25 protein-coding genes and 1 rRNA gene are annotated in these 25,211 nt (G+C 51.6%); 11 read left to right on the top strand and 15 right to left on the bottom strand.

All coding sequences use genetic code 11. From position 1 onward, the window contains the following. The first annotated feature begins 9 nt into the window (after positions 1-9). The 3 genes from CWI70_RS09240 to CWI70_RS09230 are packed head-to-tail and all read left to right on the top strand — an operon-like array spanning position 10 to position 4,480. Positions 10-1,185 (top strand): acyl-CoA dehydrogenase, encoded by a 1,176-nt coding sequence (locus CWI70_RS09240; RefSeq protein WP_126772939.1) that lies wholly within the window; start codon positions 10-12, stop codon positions 1,183-1,185. Positions 1,186-1,220: 35 nt separating this feature from the next. Continuing rightward, complete coding sequence (locus CWI70_RS09235; RefSeq protein ID WP_126772936.1) at positions 1,221-3,425, top strand: thiamine pyrophosphate-dependent enzyme; 2,205 nt, start codon at positions 1,221-1,223, stop codon at positions 3,423-3,425. Continuing rightward, the gene (locus tag CWI70_RS09230) at positions 3,422-4,480 is read left to right on the top strand and encodes a malonyl CoA-ACP transacylase (protein ID WP_126772934.1); all 1,059 of its coding nucleotides are present in this window, start codon (positions 3,422-3,424) and stop codon (positions 4,478-4,480) included. The genes CWI70_RS09235 and CWI70_RS09230 overlap by 4 nt, the downstream gene beginning before the upstream one ends. On the opposite strand, the gene CWI70_RS09225 is transcribed toward CWI70_RS09230, so the two are convergent. Both CWI70_RS09225 and CWI70_RS09220 read right to left on the bottom strand, forming a co-directional pair. Beyond that, the gene (locus CWI70_RS09225; protein WP_126772931.1) at positions 4,428-5,246 is read right to left on the bottom strand and encodes a mechanosensitive ion channel family protein; all 819 of its coding nucleotides are present in this window, start codon (positions 5,244-5,246) and stop codon (positions 4,428-4,430) included. The genes CWI70_RS09230 and CWI70_RS09225 overlap by 53 nt on opposite strands. Before the next feature lie 14 nt (positions 5,247-5,260). Continuing rightward, entirely contained in the window at positions 5,261-6,241 is a 981-nt protein-coding gene (locus tag CWI70_RS09220; protein WP_126772929.1) for a hypothetical protein, read from the bottom strand. A gap of 72 nt (positions 6,242-6,313) precedes the next feature. Here CWI70_RS09220 and CWI70_RS09215 point away from each other — a divergent pair, with 72 nt between their 5' ends. Continuing rightward, positions 6,314-6,685 (top strand): diacylglycerol kinase, encoded by a 372-nt coding sequence (locus tag CWI70_RS09215; RefSeq protein ID WP_126773683.1) that lies wholly within the window; start codon positions 6,314-6,316, stop codon positions 6,683-6,685. 5 nt (positions 6,686-6,690) lie between these two features. Here CWI70_RS09215 and CWI70_RS09210 read toward each other — a convergent pair whose 3' ends face one another. Together CWI70_RS09210 and CWI70_RS09205 are read right to left on the bottom strand one after the other, a co-directional pair. Beyond that, positions 6,691-7,656, bottom strand: a complete 966-nt coding sequence (locus CWI70_RS09210) for a Vgb family protein (RefSeq protein ID WP_126772926.1) — start codon at positions 7,654-7,656, stop codon at positions 6,691-6,693. A 40-nt stretch (positions 7,657-7,696) separates the two neighbouring features. After that, positions 7,697-8,794: a transporter substrate-binding domain-containing protein gene (locus CWI70_RS09205; protein ID WP_126772923.1), complete on the bottom strand. Its 1,098-nt coding sequence runs from the start codon at positions 8,792-8,794 to the stop codon at positions 7,697-7,699. Between the two features lie 78 nt (positions 8,795-8,872). Here CWI70_RS09205 and CWI70_RS09200 point away from each other — a divergent pair, with 78 nt between their 5' ends. Beyond that, positions 8,873-9,493 carry a LysE family translocator gene (locus tag CWI70_RS09200; protein ID WP_126772921.1) on the top strand — a complete coding sequence of 207 codons (621 nt, stop codon included), beginning with the start codon at positions 8,873-8,875 and terminating at the stop codon, positions 9,491-9,493. Here the strand turns inward: CWI70_RS09200 and recQ are convergent. Next, positions 9,490-11,307: a DNA helicase RecQ gene (gene recQ, locus CWI70_RS09195; RefSeq protein WP_126772918.1), complete on the bottom strand. Its 1,818-nt coding sequence runs from the start codon at positions 11,305-11,307 to the stop codon at positions 9,490-9,492. The genes CWI70_RS09200 and recQ overlap by 4 nt on opposite strands. Positions 11,308-11,466: 159 nt before the next feature. Here recQ and rarD point away from each other — a divergent pair, with 159 nt between their 5' ends. Continuing rightward, positions 11,467-12,366: an EamA family transporter RarD gene (rarD, locus tag CWI70_RS09190; protein ID WP_126772915.1), complete on the top strand. Its 900-nt coding sequence runs from the start codon at positions 11,467-11,469 to the stop codon at positions 12,364-12,366. Here the strand turns inward: rarD and uvrD are convergent. The 7 genes from uvrD to lptM form a co-directional block, all read right to left on the bottom strand. Next, positions 12,342-14,555 carry a DNA helicase II gene (gene uvrD / locus CWI70_RS09185; protein WP_126772912.1) on the bottom strand — a complete coding sequence of 738 codons (2,214 nt, stop codon included), beginning with the start codon at positions 14,553-14,555 and terminating at the stop codon, positions 12,342-12,344. The genes rarD and uvrD overlap by 25 nt on opposite strands. A 61-nt stretch (positions 14,556-14,616) precedes the next feature. Beyond that, positions 14,617-15,333, bottom strand: coding sequence for an HAD-IA family hydrolase (locus tag CWI70_RS09180; protein ID WP_126772909.1), 717 nt, complete (start codon positions 15,331-15,333; stop codon positions 14,617-14,619). 58 nt (positions 15,334-15,391) lie between these two features. After that, on the bottom strand, positions 15,392-16,291 hold the full coding sequence (locus CWI70_RS09175; protein WP_126772906.1) for a tyrosine recombinase XerC: 900 nt from the start codon (positions 16,289-16,291) through the stop codon (positions 15,392-15,394). Then, a complete protein-coding gene (locus tag CWI70_RS09170; protein ID WP_126772903.1) occupies positions 16,278-16,976 on the bottom strand; it encodes a DUF484 family protein in 699 nt (232 codons plus the stop codon). The genes CWI70_RS09175 and CWI70_RS09170 overlap by 14 nt, the downstream gene beginning before the upstream one ends. After that, on the bottom strand, positions 16,973-17,779 hold the full coding sequence (dapF, locus tag CWI70_RS09165; protein ID WP_126773681.1) for a diaminopimelate epimerase: 807 nt from the start codon (positions 17,777-17,779) through the stop codon (positions 16,973-16,975). The genes CWI70_RS09170 and dapF overlap by 4 nt, the downstream gene beginning before the upstream one ends. Positions 17,780-17,790: 11 nt before the next feature. Next, complete coding sequence (gene lysA / locus CWI70_RS09160; protein ID WP_126772901.1) at positions 17,791-19,044, bottom strand: diaminopimelate decarboxylase; 1,254 nt, start codon at positions 19,042-19,044, stop codon at positions 17,791-17,793. Further along, positions 19,041-19,187 (bottom strand): LPS translocon maturation chaperone LptM, encoded by a 147-nt coding sequence (lptM, locus tag CWI70_RS09155; RefSeq protein ID WP_241967887.1) that lies wholly within the window; start codon positions 19,185-19,187, stop codon positions 19,041-19,043. Before lptM ends, lysA begins: the two co-directional genes overlap by 4 nt. Before the next feature lie 104 nt (positions 19,188-19,291). On the opposite strand from lptM, the gene cyaY reads away from it, so the two are divergent. The 5 genes from cyaY to CWI70_RS09130 are packed head-to-tail and all read left to right on the top strand — an operon-like array spanning position 19,292 to position 23,654. Continuing rightward, complete coding sequence (gene cyaY / locus CWI70_RS09150) at positions 19,292-19,627, top strand: iron donor protein CyaY (RefSeq protein ID WP_126772896.1); 336 nt, start codon at positions 19,292-19,294, stop codon at positions 19,625-19,627. 1 nt (position 19,628) lies between these two features. Further along, on the top strand, positions 19,629-20,570 hold the full coding sequence (hemC, locus tag CWI70_RS09145) for a hydroxymethylbilane synthase (RefSeq protein ID WP_126772893.1): 942 nt from the start codon (positions 19,629-19,631) through the stop codon (positions 20,568-20,570). After that, on the top strand, positions 20,567-21,349 hold the full coding sequence (locus tag CWI70_RS09140; RefSeq protein ID WP_126772890.1) for a uroporphyrinogen-III synthase: 783 nt from the start codon (positions 20,567-20,569) through the stop codon (positions 21,347-21,349). Before hemC ends, CWI70_RS09140 begins: the two co-directional genes overlap by 4 nt. Further along, the gene (locus CWI70_RS09135; protein ID WP_126772887.1) at positions 21,346-22,497 is read left to right on the top strand and encodes a uroporphyrinogen-III C-methyltransferase; all 1,152 of its coding nucleotides are present in this window, start codon (positions 21,346-21,348) and stop codon (positions 22,495-22,497) included. Before CWI70_RS09140 ends, CWI70_RS09135 begins: the two co-directional genes overlap by 4 nt. Next, positions 22,494-23,654, top strand: a complete 1,161-nt coding sequence (locus tag CWI70_RS09130) for a heme biosynthesis HemY N-terminal domain-containing protein (RefSeq protein WP_126772885.1) — start codon at positions 22,494-22,496, stop codon at positions 23,652-23,654. The genes CWI70_RS09135 and CWI70_RS09130 overlap by 4 nt, the downstream gene beginning before the upstream one ends. Positions 23,655-23,656: 2 nt before the next feature. Here the strand turns inward: CWI70_RS09130 and CWI70_RS09125 are convergent, their stop codons facing one another. From CWI70_RS09125 to rrf, 3 genes are all read right to left on the bottom strand, one after another. Beyond that, complete coding sequence (locus tag CWI70_RS09125; RefSeq protein ID WP_126772882.1) at positions 23,657-24,235, bottom strand: YceI family protein; 579 nt, start codon at positions 24,233-24,235, stop codon at positions 23,657-23,659. Between the two features lie 15 nt (positions 24,236-24,250). Then, positions 24,251-24,793, bottom strand: coding sequence for a cytochrome b (locus CWI70_RS09120; protein ID WP_126772880.1), 543 nt, complete (start codon positions 24,791-24,793; stop codon positions 24,251-24,253). A gap of 260 nt (positions 24,794-25,053) precedes the next feature. Beyond that, positions 25,054-25,168, bottom strand: a 5S ribosomal RNA gene (gene rrf / locus CWI70_RS09115). Between the last annotated feature and the right edge of the window lie 43 nt (positions 25,169-25,211).

Here is a 25,211-nt window from a genome sequence, read left to right as displayed (position 1 = left end):
GAGGTTTATATGGCACGTTTCCCGTTTGATTGGCAAGACCCGTTCCAATTCAGCGACATGCTGACCGAAGAAGAACGCATGATCCGCGATACTGCACACCAGTACTGTCAAGAAAAGCTAATGCCGCGGGTGCTTACCGCGAATCGCGAAGAACGTTTTGACCGCGAGATCATGAATGAATTAGGCGAACTGGGTTTGCTAGGGGCAACGCTGCCAGAAAAGTACGGTTGTTCAGCAGTAAATTATGTCTGTTATGGCTTGGTCGCACGCGAAGTTGAGCGTGTTGATAGTGGCTATCGTAGCGCGATGAGCGTGCAGTCGTCGTTAGTCATGCATCCGATTCACGAATACGGCACTGAAGAACAGCGCCAGAAATATCTGCCGAAACTCGCCAGTGGCGAATGGGTTGGCTGCTTCGGCCTAACTGAACCGGATGCAGGATCAGACCCAGCCGGTATGCGCACCACGGCGAAAAAGGTCGACGGCGGCTATGTGCTGAAGGGCAGCAAGATGTGGATTACCAATTCACCGATTGCTGATGTGTTTATCGTTTGGGCAAAATTGGACGGTGACATTCGCGGGTTTATTCTCGAGAAAGGCATGAAAGGTCTTTCGGCGCCGAAAATTGATGGCAAATTCTCACTACGTGCGTCAATCACTGGTGAGATTGTGATGGACAACGTTGAAGTTCCAGAATCTGCCTTGCTACCGAATGTTAGTGGCTTAAAAGGTCCGTTTGGCTGCTTGAACAAAGCGCGTTACGGCATCGCTTGGGGCGCTCTGGGTGCCGCTGAGTTCTGTTGGCACGCCGCACGCCAATACACGCTCGACCGGAAACAGTTTGATCGCCCGTTGGCACATACGCAGCTTATCCAAAAGAAACTTGCTGACATGCAAACGGAGATCAGCATTGGTTTATTGAGCTGCCTGCAAGCTGGGCGCTTGATGGATGCCAGTCAACTACCACCAGAAACGATTTCGCTGATTAAGCGGAATTCATGTGGTAAAGCCCTCGACATTGCGCGTGTGGCCCGTGACATGCATGGCGGCAACGGTATCGCGGACGAATACCATGTGATTCGCCATGTGATGAACCTTGAGGCCGTAAATACCTATGAAGGTACCCATGATGTGCACGCGCTGATTCTGGGTCGCGCCATTACTGGGCTACAAGCTTTTAGCTGAGTTTCACCTAGCAACGCAAACTTATGGAGGCGTTTATGGCTGCAGCAATGCACCCATGGCTGGGCGAATTCATCCAGCGTATTGAGCAACAAGAACTGCCACGCGCACAAGCTGCTGGTGGCATTCTAAGCGAATCTGAACTGGTCGAGTTGTTCGATTCCCAACTCGCCAGCCGGTTACTGGATTTGCAGTCGCGGTTAATGCAGGCGGCCGGGCAAAGTTTCTACACTATCGGTAGTTCGGGTCACGAGGCAAATGCCGCAGTGGCGAAAGCTTTGCGTGTGACCGACCCAGCGTTTTTGCATTATCGCAGCGGGGCATTTTTCCTACAGCGCGCCAAGCAAAAGCCTGGCTCTACACCCTTGTATGACATGTTGCTCAGCTTTGCTGCTTCAAGTGATGATCCTATTTCAGGTGGGCGTCACAAGGTGCTTGGCAGCCTTGACCTTCATATTCCACCACAAACCAGTACCATTGCTTCGCACGTGCCCAAAGCGATGGGTACGGCTTTTGCCATCGGCCTTTCGAAACGCTTACAACACCAAGGTACGTGGCCTCATGACGCCATTGCCATGTGCAGTTTCGGTGATGCCTCGGCGAACCACTCGACAGCGCTTGGCGCAATTAACTCAGCGAGTTGGGCGGCTTATCAGCAAATCCCTATGCCTTTGCTATTGGTTTGCGAAGATAACGGGCTAGGGATTTCCACCCATACGCCGCAGGGTTGGATCCAACAGCAGTTGAGTCAGCGCCCAGCATTAAAGTACTTCTTTGCGGACGGCAGTAACCTGGCTGAAACCTATTTAGTTGCTCAACAGGCTGCGGATTATGTCCGACAGAAACGTAAGCCGGCAATGTTACATGTGCGAACGATTCGTTTGTTTGGTCACGCCGGTGCTGATGCGGAAGTGGCGTATCGTAGCAAACAAGAAATTGCCCGTGATGCTGAACGTGACCCGCTACTGCATACCTGCGCAGCGCTCATTAGTCGTGATCTCTTTACGCACGAAAGTTTAGCGCGTTTTGTTCGCCAGCAGCACGAGCGGGTTGCGCGTATTGCCCAGCAAGCCTCACAACAACCCAAGCTCGAACAGGCCGAGCAAGTGATGGCGTCGATTGTGCCGCCAAAACGTGATGAAAGTACCGTACCGGCAGCGCTCAATGCGCCACAGCGTGAGCAGTTGTTCAAATTCGACAAACACAACTATGGTAAGCGCCAGCACTTAGCTAAATTGCTTAATTGGTCGCTGCATGACCTGATGGCGCAATACGGTAACATCGTGATGTGCGGTGAAGACATCGCTAAAAAAGGTGGCGTCTACCATGTGACCCAGCACTTGATGGAAGCGTTCGGACCCAATCGCGTGCTCAATACCGTGCTTGATGAACAAAGTATTCTTGGCCTTGCCATTGGTATGGCGCAGCAGGGCTTTATTGCCATGCCAGAAATTCAGTTTCTCGCCTATGTGCACAACGCCGAGGACCAAATCCGCGGTGAAGCAGCGACCCTATCGTTTTTCTCCAACGGTAAGTACACCAATCCAATGGTGATTCGAATCGCTGGTTTAGCTTACCAGCGCGGGTTTGGTGGTCACTTCCACAACGATAACTCCTTCGCGGTGTTCCGTGATATTCCCGGCGTCATCGTCTTGTGCCCATCGAACGGCCATGACGGCGCCTTGCTGATGCGGCAAGCCGTGCGCCTAGCGGCAGTGGAGCAACGGGTCGTGATTATGCTCGAGCCAATTGCCTTGTACATGATGCGCGATTTGCACGATGAAGGCGACGGCGGCTGGCTCTGTGAGTATCCAGAACCTGATCAGGCAGTACCAGAGCTTGGTGAGCCTGCGCTGCATGGCGACGGTGAAGATCTCGCAATTATCTCTTACGGCAATGGTTATTATCTCAGCCGCCAAGCCGAAGCGAAGCTCGCCAAAGCTGGACACAACGTACGGGTACTCGATATTCGCTGTTTGGTGCCATTGCACACTGACAAGATCGTGAAAGCCTTAGGCACGTGCAAGAACGTGCTTATTGTCGACGAATGTCGGCGTCGCGGCTCATTAAGTGAAGAGCTGATGACAGCATTACATGAAGACCACGCGGGACGCTTCACTATTCAGCGCATCACCGCCGAAGATAGCTTTATTCCGCTTGGCAAAGCAGCCTACACGGTGCTCCCGTCAGCTGATGGTATCGTTGCGAAGGCGCAAGCAATGTTGCAGGGAGAGCAAGCATGAAAAAGACAGCCTTAGTGATTTGTCCTGGACGTGGTACCTACAACAAACCAGAACTTGGGTCTATCTCCGCGAATATCGCCGCATCTTCGTCGAAAATCAAAGAAGATTTGCAAGAGGTCTTAACCCGCATTGATCAAGAGCGCGAGCAACTTGGTCTCGCCACTGTTTCTGAACTGGATCAGGCGAAGCTCTTTAAAACATCCTTACACCAAAAGCCAGAGCACGCCGCCGCCTTGATCTATGCCGCTGGGTATTTGGACTTTTTAAGTATCGACCGCGAGCACTACGACGTAGTGGCACTGGCTGGCAATTCAATGGGTTGGTATACCGCCATGGCCTGTGCCGAAGCATGGTCGGTAAGTACCAGCACGCGCTTGGTCACGAGCATGGCACAGTTGACTGCTGGCGGTGCTGGAGCGCAGTTTATTTACCCAATTGTCGATGCCAACTGGCGCCCTGACCGTCAACGTATCGCATTAGTTGAAGCACAGCTCGCCAAGCACCAAGGCGAGTTGTTCCGTTCAATTAACTATGGTGGTTATGCGGTTTTAGCCGGTACCGAAGCTGCCTGCCACGCGGCAGTGAAAGAACTACCAACGGCTGATGAGCGCTTTCCGATGATCTTGCCGGGCCATGCTGCATTCCACACCTCGTTGATGGCCGATGCTGCGGCAACCGCGCGAGAAACGTGGCCAGTTGCGGCATTTCAGACACCGCAAACACCATTAATTGATGGTCGTGGTCAACAGTGGTTAACTCCGGCCACCGATTTACGTGCGCTACAGCAGTACACCTTAGGTCAGCAAGTTACCGAAACCTACGATTTCAGCAAATCAATTCAGGTTGCGGTGAAAGAATTTGCCCCTGATCACATTATTTTATTGGGTCCTGGTAGTGGCCTGGGGGGCGCCGTCGCCCAAGCCCTGATCGAGCAACAATGGCAAGGATTGACTGACAAGGCCGACTTTAGCCAACGCCAAACTCAAGCACAACCTTTTGTACTTAGTATGGGCCTACCTGAGCAGCGTGCTCTGGTGACAGCTGGGCAAAATTAACTGACAGGTCGCGCAGGCACGACTTGCCGCGGGCGGTGAGGTCGGTCATAAACTGGAACTGTTGCCGTGGGTCAATTGGATAAGCTTTCAGCTTATAATGTGTGCCCCACGGCTCTTCATTCGCGACGACCACAATCGGCTTCGCGAGTTGTACGTAAGGGCTCGTCAAGGCAACATCTTCAAGCAGATGCTTCACCTGATTCGCATCATGTTCTGGGTGTAAGTAAAAGTCCACCACACACATCAAACTTGGGCCACCGTTATTGGCGTTATGAATAAGGTTTGACCATAACTTCAAGTGCGGAATGAACACCACTGTGTCGTCAGGCGTGACAATTTCAACCGCGCGCATACCAATGTGTTTCACCTCACCGTAAGTACCATCGACAGAAATCCAGTCCCCTGGCCGATAAGGCACTTCATACACGGCAACCACGCCAGCAATAATACTGCTGACATAGTCCTTTAACGCAAAACCTATGGCTAAACCGGCCGCACCTAGAATAGCTACCATGTTGCGGGCCGTGGGCTCAATCACTAACGGCACAATCCAGACAATGGCGAAGATAAAGACAATCACGCGTACGGTTGGGATCAGCGCCAGCACGAATAGACGTTGCTTGCCATGTAGATGATTGGCGAGCATAGGCAAGAGCTTTTGACTGCACCAAATAAACAGGAGGGCAGCCGCGATCACCACGCCGATTTCGATCAGCACGGCGCTGTTAATTTCTTTAAAAATGGCTAAAAACTGTTCAGTATCCATTGCTCGCCTCGTCGTTAAAAACCATCGAGCCAATAACCACGTGCGGCCAAGAAGTCACGCACATCAATATAGGCGTAAACGGTGATACGCCATACACCTTCATCATCAAGCTCGATAACTGCATTTTGTTGCAGCCGTAGCAATTGCACATCGAGTTGATCGGGGGCCAACATCGGCAGTACCCACTGCAAATGCTCGCCACGCAGTCCATGGTGAAGCAATAAGGCATACAAAATAAACGCAGTGCCATCATCAGCCTCACGGGGAATTTGCGGAGCTTGGCGTTCGCTATCACGCTCCAGCGCCCACAACGCTAGCGCTACGCCCACATTTCCGCGAGTCTTAGCAGCAAGCTTGCGCAGTCGTTTGTCACTGCCTTCAATACAAACTTGTCGCAATAACTCAGGCGTTGCCGCGGCAAAACAGTAACAGTGCGGTAGGCTTAGTGGCCATGCTCTTTGCAAAAAGGCGAAGGTCCAACTGTCGACCACCACCACGCCTTCACCCAGTTCGCCACGCAGCAATCGAGGTAAGAGTGAACGCATAAATTGCATGTGTGAGGTGGTACGCAGCCAAAACGAAGAAAACTCATCGAGCAACCAGCGTTCGCACTTCTGGGCTTGCCACCAAGCATCCGTGTCTGCACTTTCGAGCTGCTCAACGTTGGGAACTTGCAACTGCTGGTAACCCTGTCGTTCCGCCCATTCGCGTAAAATGGCGCCAGTTCCGCTAAACGGAGGGCTCACTACAAAACGCACACATGGCGTCTTCTTGAGCTCTTGCCATGCGTCATCGACCGCAGCGACTGCCGGCGCCACATCGAATTCACGATAATGGGGAAAATCCTGATCTTCAGGGGTTGCATCGTCATCCACATCGCCGCCAATCAAGCTATGCAAACGAATCAGTGCTTTTTGCACCAAAGTGCTTGCCGGTGCGGAGGGCCGCTCAAAGTCATCCAGCGGGATAAGTTGCCAATGATTGCTTTCGGCCATAAATTTAAGCCATCCTTAAGTTCATTGATGTATTACACTGTACACCATCTAGCTGAAACGAAAAGTAAATCAATGAAACCATCGCAAAAAGGCTTAATGCGCATCGTGCGGGCTACCGCTAACTCCGTACGCGGTTTTCGTGCGGCGCTAAAATCCGAAGCTGCGGTCAGACAAGATTGTCTATTAGCACTGGTGCTCGTGCCGCTGGCCTTTTGGCTGACAGCCGATACTGCTGAGCGCGCGTTGTTGATTCTCCCAGTATTTATACTTTTGATTGTCGAACTGTTGAACTCGGCAATCGAGGCCACCGTTGATCGAATCAGTCCGGATCTGCACGAGCTTAGCGGCAAAGCCAAAGATATCGCTTCTGCCGCCGTCATGTTCAGTCTGGTTTTGATTGGCATCATCTGGGCCACGGTGCTGTGGCCCAGGTTTTTTGGCTAATAAAACTAATCGTAGGTGATTTTGGCTTGACCGACAGTGTTCGCATCGGTACCAAACCATAAGCTCTGACTTGCTTCGTCGTAGACCATATGGCGTACAGTGCCGCCACCACTCGGCACCTCAACAGGCGCAGTGAAGGCTTCGTTGGCAATATGAAAACCAACAATACGGTTGGGTTGTGGCCCCGTCTCGGCAAACCACACGTAGCCCTTATCGTCCGCCGCCATGGCATACGGCAAAGCACCGGTGCCACCAGGCAACGCCCACTCTTCAATGTCACCACTCTCACGGTCATACCGACCTAAGTAGCCGCCAGCATAATCAACATAATAGATGCCGCCATCGGTACCTTCAGCAATACGGCGTGGGCGATTAGCACTTGGTCGCGGCAACTCGACTTCTTGCAGCACACCGTCAGTAAAAGTCACTAACTTGTTCGAGCCAAACAGTGTTCCCCACGGCTGGCCATCGACCATAATTAGGCCATAAGGGCGAGCGCGCTTCGTTGCGACATCGTAAAGCTCAATGGCATTCGTTTCGGCGTCGTAAAAACCGAGCTGATTCGCACCTTGCGCGGTAAACCAAATGTCGCCATCAGCGGTAAATTGTTGGGTATGGACATCGCGGCGCCCTTCACCTGGTAGGGTGTACTGAGTAATCGCATAAGTGTCATGGTCAATTTTACCAATGTGTGCGGCTTTATTGCCCGCATACCAAGCACCTCGCTCATCGACGATGATGTTGTGCGGACCCGCACCCTCGGGTAAATCAATACGTTCAAAGTCACCGGTTTGCGGATTAAGGATCGCCGCATAATCCGCTCGCTGACCTACAAACCATACGCGGTCGGCACTTTGCACGTAGGGATCTCGCGGGCGTGAATCGGGCCATGGCACCTGCCACTCTTCAATACTTACTGTGGCTGGCGCGTTAGCCGCGGACAGTAAAATTGCGGTCGCTAAACTCAACATAATTAAGCCTCCTACGAGGTTGTTACGAGTACATTGTCTATTATAGCGAATCACCTAAATATTGGTTCACCGCTTGTCGCCATTCGGCACCGCGCACATAACGCAACAATGCACGATTCACTTGCTCGCGCCGCTCTGCTGCAGGCGGCAACACAATTGCATAATCTTGCGGAGCGAAATTCTCAGGGAGTACCGACAAACCACTAAAGCCTTTACGTAACTGATATTTCAACAGTGGCGCATCATAGACCACAGCGTCAGCTTTACCTGCTTGCACAGCCTGCAGCGCGTCGGTCAAGGTCGGGTAGTGCTGATAGCCGATGTTTTCGCGATCCAACCAGTAAGCGCTATACGAATTCGGCACACTTGCCACCCGAACTTGCGCCAAATCATCTTTGTCTTGCACTCGTGTTGAGAGCTTATTCACCGTCAAAGCAGAGGTAATAGATGCGGTAAAACTGGAAATAATAATCACACTGGTAAACATCCAGATTAACCCCACCACACGCCCAGCTTTACTGCGCGGTGATTTATCACCATAGCCCACGGTTGTCATTGTGACCGCCGCCCACCAAAAACCGGCACCGATACCGCGCAGTGATTCTTGTTTGAACTCATCCGGATTATGATGCCGCTCAGCCAGCCATACCAAGAACCCTGCTAACAGTAAGATCCCCGACAGGGCTAACATTACGGTCAGAAATTCGAAGCTAAAAAAGCGCTTCGTCAGTGTCCACCAACTGGCTTCTTCTGCCGCGGGCACTGCGATCCCAAGGCCAGCATTATAAAACGGCAACGTAAAATCAATCTGCCGTTCTCGGTCTGCGGTCACGGATACAGCGCCAAGTCCCACGTCATAGCTCTGCTCAGCAACACCGCTGATCAGCTCGTCAAGGCCAACTGGATAGTAGTCAAACTCGTAATTATTGACGTCGGCAATATGCTCCCACAACGCAATGGTCAAACCCTGGTAGCGGCCTTCAGCGTCTTGGGTAACAAAAGGGGGACTCACGCGCACTGCAACTTTAAGTGGCGCTGTCGCTGTGGAACTTGCCGTCGCACCTGTTTGCGCACTGGCATTAGCAGTGAAACCGAGTAAACTGCCAAGAACAATAGCCAAAGCAATGAGCTTCTGCATTCGAACTCCTTGTTTTTCTTTTGCTTCTAGGGGCACACTTAAGCCTAGTATACAGACCTCAATCGAAATGGGTGGATTATGGAAATTTTCATCGCCGTGCTGTTTTTCGCCTTCTCAACCACTATTACTCCAGGCCCGAACAATGTCATGATCATGTCGTCGGGCGTCAATTACGGGGTGCGTGCCAGCATGCCGCACTTTTTGGGTATCTGTTTAGGTTTTCCGGTGATGGTGCTGCTCGTGGGGTTTGGCTTTGGCGTTATTTTTGAGAAGTTTCCCAACCTGCACCAGCTGATTAAGGTGATCGGCGTTGTGTATTTACTGTGGTTAGCATGGCATATCGCTAGCGCCGAACCCAAAGCCATTCAAAAGGGCGAGAAAAAGCCTTTTACGTTTTGGCAAGCAGCGCTGTTTCAATGGGTCAATGCGAAGGCGTGGATGATGGCGTCAGGCGCCGTAGCTGCTTACACCACGGTTCATGGCAATGCTGTTGTCGAGGTTGTCGCCATCACTTTGGCATTCTTATTAATGGCATTTCCATGCGTTGGCGTATGGTTGCTGTTTGGTTCACTCCTACGCAAAGTACTCTCTAACTCGGTCTTTCAGCGCGTGTTTAACATTACCATGGGACTCATTCTGGTCGCTTCGATCATTCCGGTATTGCAGGAATTGTGGCGCTACTATTTCGCTAGCATCTAGAGGCTGAGTAAAGGTTCATCGTCGGCGTCAAGATACGCCGTAATCGCATCAATGAAGGCTTCACCATAACGGGCAAACTTGGTTTGCCCGACGCCGGTGATCAGCAACATGCTTTGCTCGTCGGTCGGGTAATGTACCGCCATCTCCACCAGTGTGGCATCGTTAAACACCACAAACGGCGGTTTATCCTCCGCCTCCGCGATACTTTTGCGCAATGCGCGTAAGCGCCGAAACAGCAATTTGTCGTAGTCGGCTCGGTCGGTCACTTTCGGTTTGCTGACCGCCAAGTTAATGCGCGGCTCAGCCAACTGCAACGCCACTTCACCACGCAACACAGGCCGCGCAGCTGCGGTCAACTGCAGCGTACCGTAGTGCTGAATGTTTTGCAGCACCAGTCCGCGGTGAATCAATTGGCGAATAATACTGAGCCAATAACTTTGGCTTTGTTCGGCACCGATGCCGAACGTCGAGAGTTGCTCATGGCCCAGCGCTGTCAACCGCTGAGATTGACTACCTCTGAGGACATCAATCACATGATTGGCACCAAAACGTTGTTCGACGCGATAGATACAGCTCAGTACCTTTTGTGCATCAGTAGTGCCGTCGTATTGCCGTGGTGGATCAAGGCAGATATCGCAGTTGCCGCAACTTTGTTCACGAAACTCGTTAAAATAATTCAGTAACACCAAGCGGCGGCAAGTTTGCGCTTCACCCAATGCCTGCATCGCGCCGAATTTATGTAATTCGACCTGACGGCGCTGCTCGTCCGGGTGGTCATTGATCATGCTGCGAATCCAACCGGCATCACTGGGGTCGTAAAGCAATACTGCTTCGGCTGGCAGGCCGTCACGCCCAGCACGGCCTGTTTCTTGATAGTACGCCTCGATGCTACGTGGCACATCAAAGTGAATCACGAAACGTACGTTCGGTTTGTTAATGCCCATCCCAAAGGCTACGGTCGCTACCACTACATCAATGTCGTCGCGCACAAACCCGCGGAGTACCTCTTCGCGCTCGTCATGTTCCATGCGGGCATGGTAGCCACGCGCTCGAATACCGTCTTGGCGTAGGCGCTCAGCAAGGTCTTCGACTTTCTTGCGACTACCACAATAAACAATGCCAGAAGCGCCTTTTTGCTTAGCAATATAATCGCGAAGTTGCTTTTGTGGCTTGTATTTTTCTTCGACGATGTAGCGAATATTGGGTCGATCAAACGAGCTCTTAAAAATTTCGGGGTCATGCAGGTGCAAACGCTGCACAATATCCGCTTCAGTGGCCGCATCCGCTGTGGCCGTTAAGGCCATAAATGGAATGCGAGGTAGCGCCTCGCGAAGTTGACCAAGCTGACCATACTCGGGACGAAAGTCGTGTCCCCACTGCGAAATGCAGTGCGCTTCATCAATCGCAATTAAAGTAATCGGCCACTGTTGCAGTTGCCGCATAAAGTAACCCTGCAGCGCGCGCTCAGGGCTCACATACAGCAACTTCAGTACGCCCTGTGCAGCATCTTGCATGACCTGCTGCTGTTGTTCCGCGTTAAGGCCATTATGCAGGGCAGCGGCGGCCACTCCCATGGTTTGCAAGCTTTCCACTTGATCTTGCATCAAGGAGATCAGCGGTGAGACCACTAAGGTCACGCCATCACCCATAACTGCCGGAAGTTGGTAGCACAAAGACTTTCCGCCACCGGTCGGCATCAAGACCAGCGCATCTTGGCCAGCTTGGACGGCCGCAATGACCTGTTCTTGGCCTTGCCGAAACGACGCATAACCAAATACATCGGCAAGGGTTTTTGACAGCGCGGCTGCGGTCATATTTGCGGGCTCCGATTGCGCAAGAATTGAATACGGTCTATTGTATGCATCCCACGCGCTGAGCACCACAGCCGAACGGTTATTTCCGACAAATCCGCGTGGTAACTGATTAAATTTCGCACACATCTGAGATACCAGCTAACCAAGAGAGTTTGTCGCATGACCGATGATGCTCAACGCAGTCGCCAAGGGGTTTTATTTGCGATTGCTGCCTACACTATGTGGGGCATTGCACCGATATACTTCAAATTGTTGCAACAAGTGCCCGCGCTTGAAATTTTGGCGCACCGTATCATCTGGTCTTTTGTCTTGGTGTTGGTACTGATCGTTGGTCTGCGCCGCTGGTACCGCATTCGCCCCGTGGTCACCAACAAAAAACAAATGCTACGCCTAACCATTGCAACTTTCTTACTTGGCGGCAATTGGTTCCTATTCATTTGGGCGATTAACAACGATCATATTCTTGATGCCAGCCTTGGCTACTATATTAACCCGCTACTCAACGTCGCTATCGGCATGGTGGTATTCGCTGAGCGTATGCGCCGCATGCAATTGCTTGCGATTGCGTTAGCCGTTATCGGTGTCTTGATTCAGGTCATTTCGTTCGGTTCTGTGCCATGGGTGGCACTTGCGCTTGCCTGTAGTTTTGCAACCTATGGCGCAATTCGTAAGCGCTTGCCGGTGGATTCAATGACCGGACTGTGGCTCGAAACGACCATTCTTTTACCGTTTATGTTGGTGTATGTGTTCTTCTTTGCGACATCCGGCGCCAGCGATATGACAGCAAACACCTGGCAACTTAATCTACTGCTTATTGCCGCAGGTATCGTCACCACGGCCCCGCTGCTGTGTTTCACCGCAGCTGCGCAGCGGATACGTTACGCTACGCTGGGCTTTTTTCAGTACATCGGCCCAAGTCTCATGTTTATCTTGGCGGTATGGGTTTACGGTGAACCCTTAGCTGCAGATAAATTGGTGACCTTTGCCATTATTTGGGCTGCATTAGCGCTTTACAGCCTTGATACACTTGTTCATCAGCAACGCTCTAAACGTGCGTAGGCTACCACCAACCATTTACTACCAAGGTCATCGAAATTAACCTGGATGCGGCTTTGCGCTCCACTGCCTTCGTAGTTGAGTACAGTGCCTTCGCCAAATTTCACATGGCGCACGCGTTGCCCAAGCTGAAAGCCGCTTTCGGCAAAGGCTTCATGGCTTGCGCCACTGTGAAATCGACCATAGCTTTGTTGACTTGCACCAAAGTCGTCACTCATACGAGAACGCGTTTGCATACGCACATGATGCAGATTTTCGGGCGGGATCTCGGCAATAAAACGGCTGGCTCGGTGTAATTTTTCCTGTCCATAAATACGCCGCTGCTCAGCGTAAGTGATCACCAACTTCTGCATCGCTCGAGTCATCCCCACATAGCAAAGACGACGCTCTTCGGCGAGCCGTCCTGCTTCGTCCAGCGATTGTTGTGATGGGAACAGGCCTTCTTCAACACCACACATAAACACTAAGGGAAATTCGAGTCCTTTCGCGCTATGTAACGTCATCAATTGCACGGCGTCTTGATGCTCATCGGCCTGCTCATCGCCTGATTCCAATGCGGCATGTGCTAAGAAAGCATTCAATGGCGTCATATCCTCGGGCGCTTCGGTACCAAGCTGGTCAAAATTATCACAAGCGTTCACCAGCTCTTTTAAGTTTTCTACGCGAGTTTCTGCTTTCTCGCCTTTTTCAGCTTGATACATCGCCATCAATCCACTGCTTTTGATGACGGTATCGACCTGCCGTCCCAGACTGTACTCAGCGGTCTCGTCTTCGAGTTCTTGCACGAGGTCAATAAATGTCAGCACTGCATTTGCAGCTCGACCCGTAAGTACTTTTTCCGTTGCTAATTGCTTGGCTGCATCCCATAAAGACGTACCGCGTTGGCGGGCGCCGTCACGCACGATTTCAAGCGTACGTGCGCCAATACCACGCGTTGGCGTATTGATCACCCGTTCGAGTGCAGCGTCGTCATTACGATTCGCAAGTAACCGCAGGTATGCCAGTGCGTCTTTGACTTCTTGGCGATCGAAGAAGCGTAAACCACCATAAATGCGGTAGGGAATACGGGCGTGAAGCAATGCTTCTTCCAGCACCCGCGACTGAGCGTTACTCCGATAAAGTAAGGCTACATCTTGCAAGGCGTTACCCTGTTCATGCCAAGCTTCAACTTGACTCGCAATGTAACGTGCTTCATCAAGCTCGTTATAAGCTGCGTACAAATCGATCGGCTCACCGTTACCACCGTCGGTCCATAGTTCTTTGCCGAGGCGGTCACTGTTGTTGGCGATAACACTATTCGCGGCGCTCAAAATGGTATTGGTGGAGCGGTAGTTTTGCTCAAGGCGTATCGTGTCAACGTTGGGATAGTCACGGGTAAACTGATGAATATTCTCTATTTTGGCGCCACGCCAACCGTAAATCGATTGGTCGTCATCACCAACGATGGTGACGTAATTTTCGTGTTCAGCGCCAGCGCCGCCACCGGATAATAGCTTCACCCAGGCGTACTGAATGGCGTTGGTATCTTGAAACTCGTCGACCAAAATATGGCGGAAACGCTTTTGATAGTGCTCACGCACAATACGGTTGTCGCGTAACAGTTCATGCGCGCGCAACAGCAACTCGGCAAAGTCGACGAGGCCTGCACGATCGCATGCCACCTGATAAGCGTCATAAATCTCTTTGTAGGTGCGCTCGTTAAAATCATGGCCATCTAAGTGATGCGGACGAAGCCCTTCGTCCTTTTTCGCATTGATGAACCATTGCGCCTGCTTTGGCGACCAACGCTTTTCATCTAAATTCATACTGCGCATGATGCGTTTGAGCATCCGCTGTTGATCGTCACTATCGAGAATTTGAAAATTTTGCGGCAAGTCGACATCCATGTAATGCGCACGCAATAGACGATGTGCCAAGCCATGGAAAGTACCGATCCACATCGCCCGCGTGGAGCTACCAACAAGCTCTTCCACGCGCCCACGCATCTCCGCCGCAGCCTTATTGGTAAAGGTTACCGCCATAATGCTATAAGGCGATAAATGGTATTCCTGCATGAGCCACGCAATACGATGCACGAGTACACGCGTTTTACCACTACCGGCGCCAGCGAGCACCAGCATATGCCGTTCAGGAGCACTGACAGCAGCGCGTTGTTTGTCATTGAGTTGCTCAAGGAGTGGGTGCGATGTCATAGGAATATCCATTCTTGCTTTGCAGGTCAGTGTAAAGTGCAACTACTGTATATGCAACCAGTTAGTCGAGCAAAAAGTCTGCCAGCGTTTGATTGTCGTGATAGGCAAAGGTCGGCAACACAATCAGACCTTGTTCGTCATACAAGCCGCCACGGAACCAAGCCGACTGCCAACCCACACGATGCGCGCCAAGCACGTCGGCCAGCGGGCTGTCGCCAACGTGGAGCCACTGCCCAGGCTTTAGCTGCGGCAACTGTGTTTGCGCGGCGGCAAACATATCCGGATAAGGCTTACCACGACGTCCATCACCCGGTTGGATGACCTGATGAAAGTAGTCATGCAGACCGATGACTCGGGTATCGACGTTGCCATTGCTGATGGCGATAAGCGGGTAATGTTGGCCGAGCGCGCTCAGCATTTCATGCGTCTGCGCCGGTACCACAACTTGATTTCGGGCAGCCAAGAACGCTTGTAATCCCTGCTCAGCGCCAATTTTCGCATTGGTTTCATCAACCCCTAGCTCCATCAGCCCGCGCTTAAGCGTCGCTAAACGTAGCAAGGTCATATCACTGGCGAGATCGGCTTCGCTTCGCATCAGTTGCCAACGCCGCTCGGCCCATTGCTGCTGCGTCCACTGCTGCGCCTGTGGAAATAGTTCGCACAAGGCACGATAGCCTTCCGCTTCGGCTTTACGCATCACTGGGACGTTGTCATACAAGGTATCGTCGAGGTCAAAGCTAATAGCGCCAATAGGCTGCGGACGTCGGTAAAACTGCATTTAGAACTCGTTGTTTGATGTTTGTTGTTTGCTGTTCGTTGAAAGCCTAAACCGAGAGCTACTTCTTTCTAGCTCTTGGGTGTGCGGCGTCGTAGACCTTAGAAAGATGCTGGAAGTCGAGGTGGGTGTAAACTTGAGTGGTGCTCAGGTTTGCGTGGCCCAACAGCTCCTGCACGGCGCGTAAATCACCACTCGATTCTAACATATGTGAGGCAAACGAGTGCCGCAATTTATGTGGGTGCAAGTTGCCGTGCAAACCTTGTTGTTGCCCCCAATGATTAAGGCGCTGTTGTACCGTGCGCGGACTTATGCGTTTATTACGTTGGCTAATAAAAAGCGCGACTTCAGTTAAGTTGCCGCCAAGCCAGTTGGCACGAATTGGCAACCATTTTTTTAGTGCTTCTGCCGCGCAGCGGCCATAAGGCACAATACGCGTCTTGCCGCCTTTACCAAGGACACGAAGCTCTTGGTGGCGTGGGTTAATAGCATCGATATCCAGTGCCACTAATTCCGCCAACCGTAAACCGCTACCATAAAGCAACTCCATCATCGCCGCGTCACGTAACGCAAGTTCATCGTTATCAGGTAGCTGGAGTAACTGGCTGATGCTATCAACATCGAGATTTTTGGGGAGGCGTTTCGCTGCTTTTGGGGCTTTGGTATGGCGGGCAGGGTTATCGTTGCGCCAACCTTCCCGCATGCAATAGTCAAAACAGGAGCGCCATGCAGCTAGACGTAGGGCCAATGAGGCGTCACCTAAGCCTTGACGCCGCCAGTCCATAAACAAACGTTCAAAAAGTGGCTGCGTCACCTCGGCCACCTGCTCGGCACCTAACTCGGCCAAGTGCACGATATCGTTTTTCAACACGCGCCCATAATTGGCGAGCGTATGATCGGCGAGCCCGCGCTCACCGGCCAAATGATTTAAAAAGCGCTGTCGCGCCTCAAGCAGAAGCATGATGCTGCAGAAGAGGCGGCAGAACTTGTGTTAGCAGCACTTGCAACTGCTTCACAAACAATGTGTCCATGGCTGGTTCAAAATGCCCCGCATCGTGATTGCCAATGGCTAACATCCCTAACTCCCCTTTGTCGCCAAGCAGCAGCAACACCACCGAAGCGATACTTTCATCGGGGAACAATAAACGCTGCTCGTCAGCCGATAAGCGACCCAAGTAGATGCTGTCGTCACGAAAACGTTTGCTGAGCAATTGTTTGTGGGTATCAGCGGCAAAGGTGAATTGCTCTTCGAGCTCTAATGGACTATCAAAAAACTTTAAGCTCAGCGCAGGCATTTGTAACTGTTCAGAGAATGTTTGCTGCAAACTATCCATCACCTCGTCGATACTCGCACTTTGCAACAACTTCACATAAAGCTGGCTAAAGTAACGAAACAACTCCTCATTGCGACGCGCGGTGACCATCAACTCAGTAATTTCTTCTTCGAGTTGCTGAACACGTTGGCGCAAGACTTGCTGTTGACGCTCAACCAGCGATACCGCTCCTTTACTTTGATGTTTAACGCTCAGACGTTGAAGTAACTCTGGATGCCGTTCGAAAAAGTCTGGATTCTCTTCCAAATAAGCCGCAATTAGGCTGTCATCAACGACTGTTTCGTGAGCTTGTTTTTTTGCTTCGTTGCTCATAGTTTCAAATGTCCATCATAAACATGTTCCGCCGGTCCCGTCATACGGATCGGTTCACCTGGCTGCCATTGAATGATCAACTGCCCACCAGGTAAATGTACTCGCACTTGCGAATCCAGTTTGCCTTGACGCATACCAATCACCGCCGCTGCACATGCGCCACTACCGCACGCTTGCGTCTCACCGGTACCACGCTCGAAAACACGTAACTTTATGTGCTCGCGATTAATAATTTGCATAAAGCCAACGTTCACACCTTCCGGAAAGCGCTCGTGGGTGGCCAAAGCGCGACCCAAGGTACCTACCGGCGCATGGTGGATATCATCCACTTCAATCACACAGTGTGGATTGCCAACACCCATGACGCCACACATGACCGTTTGCTCCTGCACACGTAACACGTAGGTCTGCTCTTCTTTATTCGCTTTAAAAGGCACCTCCGACGGAATAAAAGTCGGAACACCCATTTCAACTGTCACACGCCCATCACGTTCATGCCGCATAACCATGGTGCCAGCCTTGGTGCTGACTTTAAGCTCTTGCTTATTGCTAAGGCCTTTTAACTTAACGTACAGCGCAAAGCAACGTGCGCCATTGCCGCATTGCGATACTTCGCTACCATCCGAATTAAAAATGCGGTAGTGAAAATCCAGTTCAGGATCATACGGCGGCTCAATCAACAATAGTTGATCGAAGCCAATTCCGCGATAGCGATCCGACCAACGTCGGATCTGTTCAGGGTTTAAGTAAATATTCTGCGTCACATTGTCAATGACCATAAAGTCATTGCCGAGACCGTGCATTTTACTAAAGTTCACACATTCTCTCCGAGCAAGTGTTCACCCTGCCAAAGACTTTCCAGCGGCTCGCGCTCGCGAATCAAGGTTGCCTGATCACCGTGCACCATAACCTCGGCCGCGCGCGGACGGGTGTTGTAATTCGATGCCATGGTAAAACCATACGCGCCGGCATTCATTACTGCCAGCAAATCTCCCTCTTGCGCAGCCAAGTGCCGGGCATGGCCAAAAAAGTCACCGGTTTCGCAAACAGGACCGACAACGTCGACCAATTGCTCATCAACCCCGGCGTGCCGCAGAACTGGTTGAATCGCATGATAGGCATTGTAAAGTGACGGCCGTAGCAGGTCGTTCATGCCGGCATCCACCAACAAAAAGTTTTTCTCACTACCCGGTTTATAGTATTCGACCTTGGTCACCATAATGCCGGCGTTACCGACGATTGAACGGCCTGGCTCTAGCATGAGCTTCAGGTTACCCAGCTCAGATGCTTTGTCCTGCAACGTCTGTAAGTAACCACTTACCTCTAATTTTTCTTCATGCTGATAAGGGATACCAAAGCCACCCCCCATATCCAAATGGGTGATGTTAATACCTTCAGCCCGCAAGTCTTTGACTAGGCTAAACATACGCTCAGCTGCGTCCATAAAGGGTTGCGGTGTCAAAATCTGCGAGCCGATGTGACAGTCAGCACCACACACATTCAAGTTGGGCATTTGTGCCGCACGACGAAATACATCGCGTGCTTCAGACATCGCAATCCCAAACTTATTGGCTTTTAATCCGGTAGCGATGTACGGATGCGTTTGCGCATCGACATCCGGGTTCACCCGCAACGACACTGGCGCTTGCACGCCTTTCTCAGCGGCTATCGCTTGAATGCGCTCAAGTTCGGCGGTCGATTCCACGTTAAAGCAGCCAATGCCTTGCTCAAGAGCGTAGGAAATTTCTTCGTGACTTTTACCAACACCGGAAAAAACCACATCGCTAGCTTTACCGCCCGCGGCAAGAACACGGGCTAATTCACCGCCAGAGACAATGTCAAAACCGGCGCCTAAACGCGCCAACAGGTTCAATACCGCAAGGTTAGAATTTGCCTTTACCGCATAACAAAGTTTGTTTGGCGCAGGCCAATGTTTGGCAAACTGTTCCCAGTTCGCTGTGATCGCAGCTTTTGAATAGACGAACAGCGGCGTTCCATGCGTTTTAGCAAGGTCCGTCACCGCACAATCTTCTGCGAACAATTCAGTATTTTTGTAATTAAAACTCATGATGTTACGTTGCTATCCTGTACTTGCGAATCGGCTACAGGTTCCGCAGGTTTATTTTGCTCAGCCGGGGGCGGCATTTCCAATGGACCTTTTTGCCCACAGGCGACCAAGACCAAGCTAGCTGCTACAATGATTGGACGCATTACTTTCAGCTTAAACATCGGTAAACTGTACCCTTGTGATTCGCGATTGAAACGTGTGCTTATCATCGCATTGCAGCGCACAAATGTCATTACTAGGAGTAGACATGCAAGACCATGAGTATCATGAACTCGCCGAAGCGACGATTTGGGCGATTGAAGCAGCTTTCGAAAACACCGGTATCGACATCGATAGCGAGTGTGACGGTGACATGTTGGAAATTACTTTTCCGAATCGCACGGTCATGGTAATCAATAAACAGCCACCTTTGCAGCAAATTTGGGTCGCGACCAAGTTCAACGGCCATCATTTTGAATACCGCGACGGTCAGTGGATCGATAATCGCACTGGCGCTGAGCTCTGGGAGTTATTGACCGACTCGGGCAGTAAACAGGCTGAGCAAGATCTCGAATTAAAAGCGCAAGTTGAAGGCGGAGACTAGCATGAGCCAAACCCTACGCATCGCTACGCGCAAAAGTCTGCTCGCCATGTGGCAAGCAGAACATATTCAAGCGCGTCTACAAGCTCTGCATGAAGGCTTGACCGTAGAACTCGTGCCAATGAGTACCAAGGGCGATATTATTCTCGATACACCTTTAGCAAAGATTGGTGGCAAGGGCTTATTCGTGAAGGAGCTCGAGGTAGCTATGCTCGAAGGCCGCGCCGACTTAGCGGTGCATTCGATGAAGGACTTACCCGTTGAGTTCCCGCCAGGACTAGAGTTGTTCGGTATTTGCGAACGCGAAGACCCGCGCGATGCCTTTGTTTCTAATCACTACCATACCCTTGATGAATTACCAGAAGGAGCAGTGGTGGGTACCTGCAGTCTGCGCCGTAAGTGCCAAATTCTCGCGCATTACCCGCACTTGGTGGTGAAAGATTTGCGCGGTAACGTGCAAACCCGGCTCGGTAAACTTGATGATGGTCAATTCGATGCCATTATCCTTGCAGCCTCAGGACTTATTCGTTTGGAATTAGGCGAGCGCATTCGTCAACGCCTACCTGCCGATGTTTGCTTGCCGGCAAACGGTCAAGGCGTGCTGGGGATCGAATGCCGTACCGATGACACCCAAACCAAGGCCTTGTTAGCCCCATTGACTTGCGCAGATACGCGCAGTTGTGTGCTTGCCGAGCGCGCCATGAACCGACGCTTGCAGGGCGGTTGCCAAGTGCCGATCGGTGCGTACGCCGAATTACATGGTGATCAATTGCATTTGCGTGGTCTCGTCGGTCGTCCTGACGGCAGCGAGATCATCGAAGGCGATATCAAAGGTCACCGTGACCATGCCGAAGCATTGGGTACCGAATTGGCTGAGTATCTGTTGGCCCGCGGCGCCGGAAAAATCTTAGCTGATGTGTATGCGGAGAACGAACTTCACTCATGAAGCACATTCTCATTCTTCGTCCTGAAGCCCAAGCGGCAGAGCTGCAGCAGTTATTACAGCAGCGCTCTACCGAACAAGGCTATGACATGCGCAGTAGCAGTGCCAGCATGCTCGAGATAAAGGGTTATGATGACCCTTCGCGAAGCCTTGCCGACACCTTGCGCAGCGCATGGGATGGAGCAATGATGGTGAGTGTCAATGCGGCACACTATTTTGCCCAGCAAGCACAAGCTTGGGCACCCGATCAGGACATGCCGCGCTGTCGCTGGTTCGCTGTCGGCCCGGTATCAGCAGAAGCGATAGCGCGCGTCGTACACCGACCTGTGGTGTGCCCATGGCGCGAACATAATAGCGATGCGTTGCTTGCCTTACCCGAGCTGCAACAGGTAAATGGTCAGCGCTGGCTCATTGTTCGCGGTCGCAGCGGCCGTGAGCTTTTCGCCGATACCTTGCGCGCTCGCGGTGCCGAGGTGCACTACCTTGAGGTTTATGAGCGCATTACGAAAACGCCGAGTGATCAGCAACTGCGCGCTTGGCAACAAAGTATTGATACCATCATGGTCAGCAGTGCAGAACAGTTAGGGGCGTTTTTGGCCGCTGTTCCCAAAGACGCAATCGCGTGGTTAGCTCGGTGCACTTGGATTGTCGCAAGCCACCGACTACAACAATTATTGCCAGCAGGTATCGGTAGGCACGTAATGATTGCCGATAGTGCCGCAAGTTTTGCTATGGTAGACGCATGGCAACGCGCCATGCATGTAGAAAAGGATAACTTATGACAGAACAGAGCACGTCGAAGCAGGAAGAGCCACAAGAAGTCATTGAGGCACAGGATCACGAAGCAACCTCAGAAAACGACTCGGCTCCCAAGAGGGGCTCGGCTCTACCGTGGCTGTTGGTCATTGTTTTAGCGGCCGCTTTGGCTGGTGCAGGTTGGGCGGGCTATCGCTATGTTTATCAAGATCTCATAGCGACAAATCAGCAACTCAACGAGCAGGTTACCGCGCAAGAACAGAAGCTAACTGACCTGCAGCGTGAACTTGATAACAAACTAGCTGAATTAGAACGTCAGCAGCAACAACTTCCTGATTTGGTAGAGCGGCAGCTACAGCAAAGCGAACAGAGCTTAATGCGCAGCGTAAGTGAGCAAGAGCAGCGGCAGTCGGACCTTGCTCGGGCCGTGCAGTCGGTGCAAGCGGAGTTAGCCAGTCTGGATGTTTCACAAGCCACCGCATGGCGTATTCTTGAGGCGCGACAGTTAGTTGCGCAAGCAAGTAATAAGCTCTATATCGATCAGGCACCAGAATTAGCCTTACAACTTTTAGAGCTGGCCGATACCCATTTAGCCGCATTGAACAATCCAGCTTATCAGGCGGCTCGCCAAGCAATCAACGACGACAAAGTGGCCTTACGCAGTGTCGACGCTGACCGCCACTTAGCCGTTGCTATGGAATTAAGCAGTCTACGGGCACGTTTACTTCAGCAAGACTGGCGAATCAATGCGCCGACACGCACCTTGGTTAATGAAGAGCCGCCCGCCGATGCACCTTGGTACGAGCATCTTCAAGCCAGCGCAAGCACCTTGTTCCAACAACTTATTCGTGTACAACACCGTGAAAAGCCAATTGAACCGCAGCTATCAGCTGCCTTTGTCGAGTTAGCAAAACAGCGTGTATTGCTGCAACTTCAGCTTGCACAGCAGGCGACGCTTAGCCAAACCGACGAGCTTTATCAACGCAGCCTACAAGAAGCCTTGGCTTTGGTGGTCGAACTTGAACAACAAAGTGACTTAGAGTTGGCCGCTTTACGCAGTGACTTAACCGAGTTGGCAGCACAAACCTTGCAACCCAACCTGCCGGAGCAATTACGTAGCGTGGCCATCATGAACCGCCACGCACAAGCTGTGAATGCCGGGGTGAGCCAATGAAATATGCATGGATCATCGTTTTACTGCTGATTGCAGGATTATTTATTGGTCCGCTATGGGACGGCAACACTGGCTATGTACTGATTGCGGTGGGCAACTACACCATCGAAACCAGTCTTGTCGCAGCTGTTATTTTGCTGGTACTCGCCGTACTGGTGCTGCGCGTTATTTGGAGCTTTATAATGCGTCTGGTCCGCGGTACCGCTTGGGGTATGAGGTGGTTTGGTCAACGTCGCACCAGCAAAGCTCAACAGGCGGTCACCGACGGTGCAAAAGCGTTAGTGCATGGTGATCCCCGCAGTGCGTCAAGCGCCTTTAATCGCAGCTGGCAGCTACGTCACGATGGCACCGTAGCTTTATTTGCGAGTTATGCGGCTGCAGCCAATGAAGACTATGCGCAAGCACGTGAGTGGTTACAACACGCTCCTAACCCGACCGAACTTCAGTTAGCCGAAACGTTATTCACGTTACAGCAGCATCCAGAACAAGCGGAACAACGCTTGAGTGAGCTGCAAGAGCTACGTCGTCAGCATCCACAGCATCCACAGCTATTGCGTCTGGCGCTGCAGGCTTATGAGCATGTGCACCGTTGGGATGAAGTGCTTGTCGCATTACCCGACGCACAACGCTTAGCGGTGTTGAGTGCGACTGCACTGAGTGAATTAAAAGAGCGCGCTTATCGTGAGCGCTTTTTAGCAGTGGGGCGTGAAGGGCCTCCGGCTTTAGCCGCGTTTTGGAAGAGCCTAGCGCGAGACGAACGCCGTTCCGCCAGTATCCGCCAAGCTTATATCGGTGTGCTGAAGACCTATCAATTGCTCGACGCTGCAGACAAAGTGGCTGCACGAGGATTGAAGCGCGGTGACTTAAAGTTGGCTCAGCTGCTCGATAAACAGCTATTAGTGCCAGGCGTAGAGCTTCGTGATTATTTACAAGGTCAGTTGAAGCAACACCCGGAAGATGGTTTGTTATTGCAAGCTATGGGGCAAATTGCCATGGCGACGAACGAATGGTCGTTAGCGGAGCGGGCGCTACGTCGTGCATCAGAGCTCGTGCCATCACGGCGTGTGTGGCTGGATTTGGCGCAAGTTTATACCGCACAAGGCAATTCGCAGGCAGCCTTAGCTGCCTACGAAAAAGCCGAGTTAGGCACTAACTAACGTTATTGGCGAATGCCTTCAATCGACAGGTACATGTCGACAGTTTTCGCCGCTGGACCTAGATCGTAATCAATCCCAAAGTCGGCGAGGGTAAGGGTCACTTTGCCCTCGAAACCGCGACGGAAACCGCCCCAAGGATCAGGGCCTGCGCCTACTTCAGTCACCGCAATTTCAATTGGTTTAGTGACACCACGCAAGGTGAGGTCGCCTGCTAGCACCGCTGTTCCATCGCCGTTTGGCGAGAAGCTGGTTGATGTAAAGGTTGCTTCTGGATAGTCATCGACCGCCAAGAAATCATCACTACGCAAGTGCTTGTCGCGCTCTGCGTGATTACTATCAATACTCGTGGTATCAATGGTTACATTGACGCTCGCGGCACTAGGATTGGCTTCGTCATAACTGAAAGAGCCTTCAAAATCGGTAAATTCACCTAACAGCCAGCTATAGCCTAAGTGGCTGATTTTGAATTGGACAAAAGCGTGTTGACCTTCAATATCAATCACATAATCTTCTGCTTGCGCAGGTTGTACCGATACTGATAAGGCGGCAGTCATTGCTGCAACTAAAGCTAATTTTTTCATACTCTTCTCCTCAGGTTACTGCTGTGGACGTAACATGCGTTTCAACGTGTCATGCTTATCCCAAAAGTGATGGCGTAATGCGGCAATGCCGTGAACGCCGGCCAAAATCACAAGACTTAAAGCTGCGTACCAATGCACATCACCGGCAAGCTCTTCTTGCTGCGGGATGCCCGTGATTAGCGCTGGCACCTCAAACCAATCGAATACTGAGATACCGCTGCCATCTGCGGTTGAGATCAAATAGCCACTGATCATGGTTACCAATAACAGTCCATAAAGCAGTAGATGTCCGAGCTTAGCTGCGCTCACCTCATAAGTGCTGCCACGTAACGTGGGCTTTGGATTGAGTAACGTCCAAACAGCGCGTAATAGGGTTAATGCAAGCAGCGTGAGGCCAACGGATTTATGCCACCAAGGCCCCAAGCGATACCAAGGATCGTAATAACTCAACGTCAGCATCCAATAGCCAAGGGCAAACAGGCCGATGACAGCCAGCGCTGAGAGCCAATGAATCGCAATGGCGATCCAGCCATAACTGTTAGAGGTATTGCGTAGCATCACAGCTTCCTTTTACGTTACTGTGTGCATTTTAGTTCAGGGAAATGAAATGAATAGTGCGTTTATTAGCGCTTAACATTCGATAAAATCGAAACGATAAAAGCGAAGAGCGATGTTTGCTGTTTGCTGTTCGCACGCTCACTGCGTTCGCTCTTGGTTTAAACCAACAACAAACAGCGAATAGCGAATAGCGAATAGCGCAGTTGTCCGTGAGGCATAAAAAAACCCCAGTCCATTTGGACTGGGGTTCTCTATTTAAAGCCTGGCGGTGTCCTACTCTCACATGGGGAAGCCCCACACTACCATCGGCGCTGAAGCGTTTCACTACTGAGTTCGGAATGGATCAGGTGGTTCCACTTCGCTATGGCCGCCAGGCATAAACTTGTCAAAAATAAGGTCAAAGCTGATTGTGTAGGCT

It is taken from the genome of Pseudidiomarina homiensis, assembly GCF_003987225.1.
In the GTDB taxonomy this organism is placed as follows: Bacteria; Pseudomonadota; Gammaproteobacteria; order Enterobacterales; family Alteromonadaceae; genus Pseudidiomarina; species Pseudidiomarina homiensis.
This window is presented reverse-complemented; position numbering and strand designations above follow the sequence as displayed.

Bases quoted from the DNA above. Each gene is read 5' to 3' on its own strand.
- CWI70_RS09240 (WP_126772939.1), top strand. From the start codon at position 10: ATGGCACGTTTCCCGTTTGATTGGCAAGACCCGTTCCAATTCAGCGAC.
- CWI70_RS09235 (WP_126772936.1), top strand. From the start codon at position 1,221: ATGGCTGCAGCAATGCACCCATGGCTGGGCGAATTCATCCAGCGTATT.
- CWI70_RS09230 (WP_126772934.1), top strand. From the start codon at position 3,422: ATGAAAAAGACAGCCTTAGTGATTTGTCCTGGACGTGGTACCTACAAC.
- CWI70_RS09225 (WP_126772931.1), bottom strand. From the start codon at position 5,246: ATGGATACTGAACAGTTTTTAGCCATTTTTAAAGAAATTAACAGCGCC.
- CWI70_RS09220 (WP_126772929.1), bottom strand. From the start codon at position 6,241: ATGGCCGAAAGCAATCATTGGCAACTTATCCCGCTGGATGACTTTGAG.
- CWI70_RS09215 (WP_126773683.1), top strand. From the start codon at position 6,314: ATGAAACCATCGCAAAAAGGCTTAATGCGCATCGTGCGGGCTACCGCT.
- CWI70_RS09210 (WP_126772926.1), bottom strand. From the start codon at position 7,656: ATGTTGAGTTTAGCGACCGCAATTTTACTGTCCGCGGCTAACGCGCCA.
- CWI70_RS09205 (WP_126772923.1), bottom strand. From the start codon at position 8,794: ATGCAGAAGCTCATTGCTTTGGCTATTGTTCTTGGCAGTTTACTCGGT.
- CWI70_RS09200 (WP_126772921.1), top strand. From the start codon at position 8,873: ATGGAAATTTTCATCGCCGTGCTGTTTTTCGCCTTCTCAACCACTATT.
- recQ (WP_126772918.1), bottom strand. From the start codon at position 11,307: ATGACCGCAGCCGCGCTGTCAAAAACCCTTGCCGATGTATTTGGTTAT.
- rarD (WP_126772915.1), top strand. From the start codon at position 11,467: ATGACCGATGATGCTCAACGCAGTCGCCAAGGGGTTTTATTTGCGATT.
- uvrD (WP_126772912.1), bottom strand. From the start codon at position 14,555: ATGACATCGCACCCACTCCTTGAGCAACTCAATGACAAACAACGCGCT.
- CWI70_RS09180 (WP_126772909.1), bottom strand. From the start codon at position 15,333: ATGCAGTTTTACCGACGTCCGCAGCCTATTGGCGCTATTAGCTTTGAC.
- CWI70_RS09175 (WP_126772906.1), bottom strand. From the start codon at position 16,291: ATGCTTCTGCTTGAGGCGCGACAGCGCTTTTTAAATCATTTGGCCGGT.
- CWI70_RS09170 (WP_126772903.1), bottom strand. From the start codon at position 16,976: ATGAGCAACGAAGCAAAAAAACAAGCTCACGAAACAGTCGTTGATGAC.
- dapF (WP_126773681.1), bottom strand. From the start codon at position 17,779: ATGCACGGTCTCGGCAATGACTTTATGGTCATTGACAATGTGACGCAG.
- lysA (WP_126772901.1), bottom strand. From the start codon at position 19,044: ATGAGTTTTAATTACAAAAATACTGAATTGTTCGCAGAAGATTGTGCG.
- lptM (WP_241967887.1), bottom strand. From the start codon at position 19,187: ATGCGTCCAATCATTGTAGCAGCTAGCTTGGTCTTGGTCGCCTGTGGG.
- cyaY (WP_126772896.1), top strand. From the start codon at position 19,292: ATGCAAGACCATGAGTATCATGAACTCGCCGAAGCGACGATTTGGGCG.
- hemC (WP_126772893.1), top strand. From the start codon at position 19,629: ATGAGCCAAACCCTACGCATCGCTACGCGCAAAAGTCTGCTCGCCATG.
- CWI70_RS09140 (WP_126772890.1), top strand. From the start codon at position 20,567: ATGAAGCACATTCTCATTCTTCGTCCTGAAGCCCAAGCGGCAGAGCTG.
- CWI70_RS09135 (WP_126772887.1), top strand. From the start codon at position 21,346: ATGACAGAACAGAGCACGTCGAAGCAGGAAGAGCCACAAGAAGTCATT.
- CWI70_RS09130 (WP_126772885.1), top strand. From the start codon at position 22,494: ATGAAATATGCATGGATCATCGTTTTACTGCTGATTGCAGGATTATTT.
- CWI70_RS09125 (WP_126772882.1), bottom strand. From the start codon at position 24,235: ATGAAAAAATTAGCTTTAGTTGCAGCAATGACTGCCGCCTTATCAGTA.
- CWI70_RS09120 (WP_126772880.1), bottom strand. From the start codon at position 24,793: ATGCTACGCAATACCTCTAACAGTTATGGCTGGATCGCCATTGCGATT.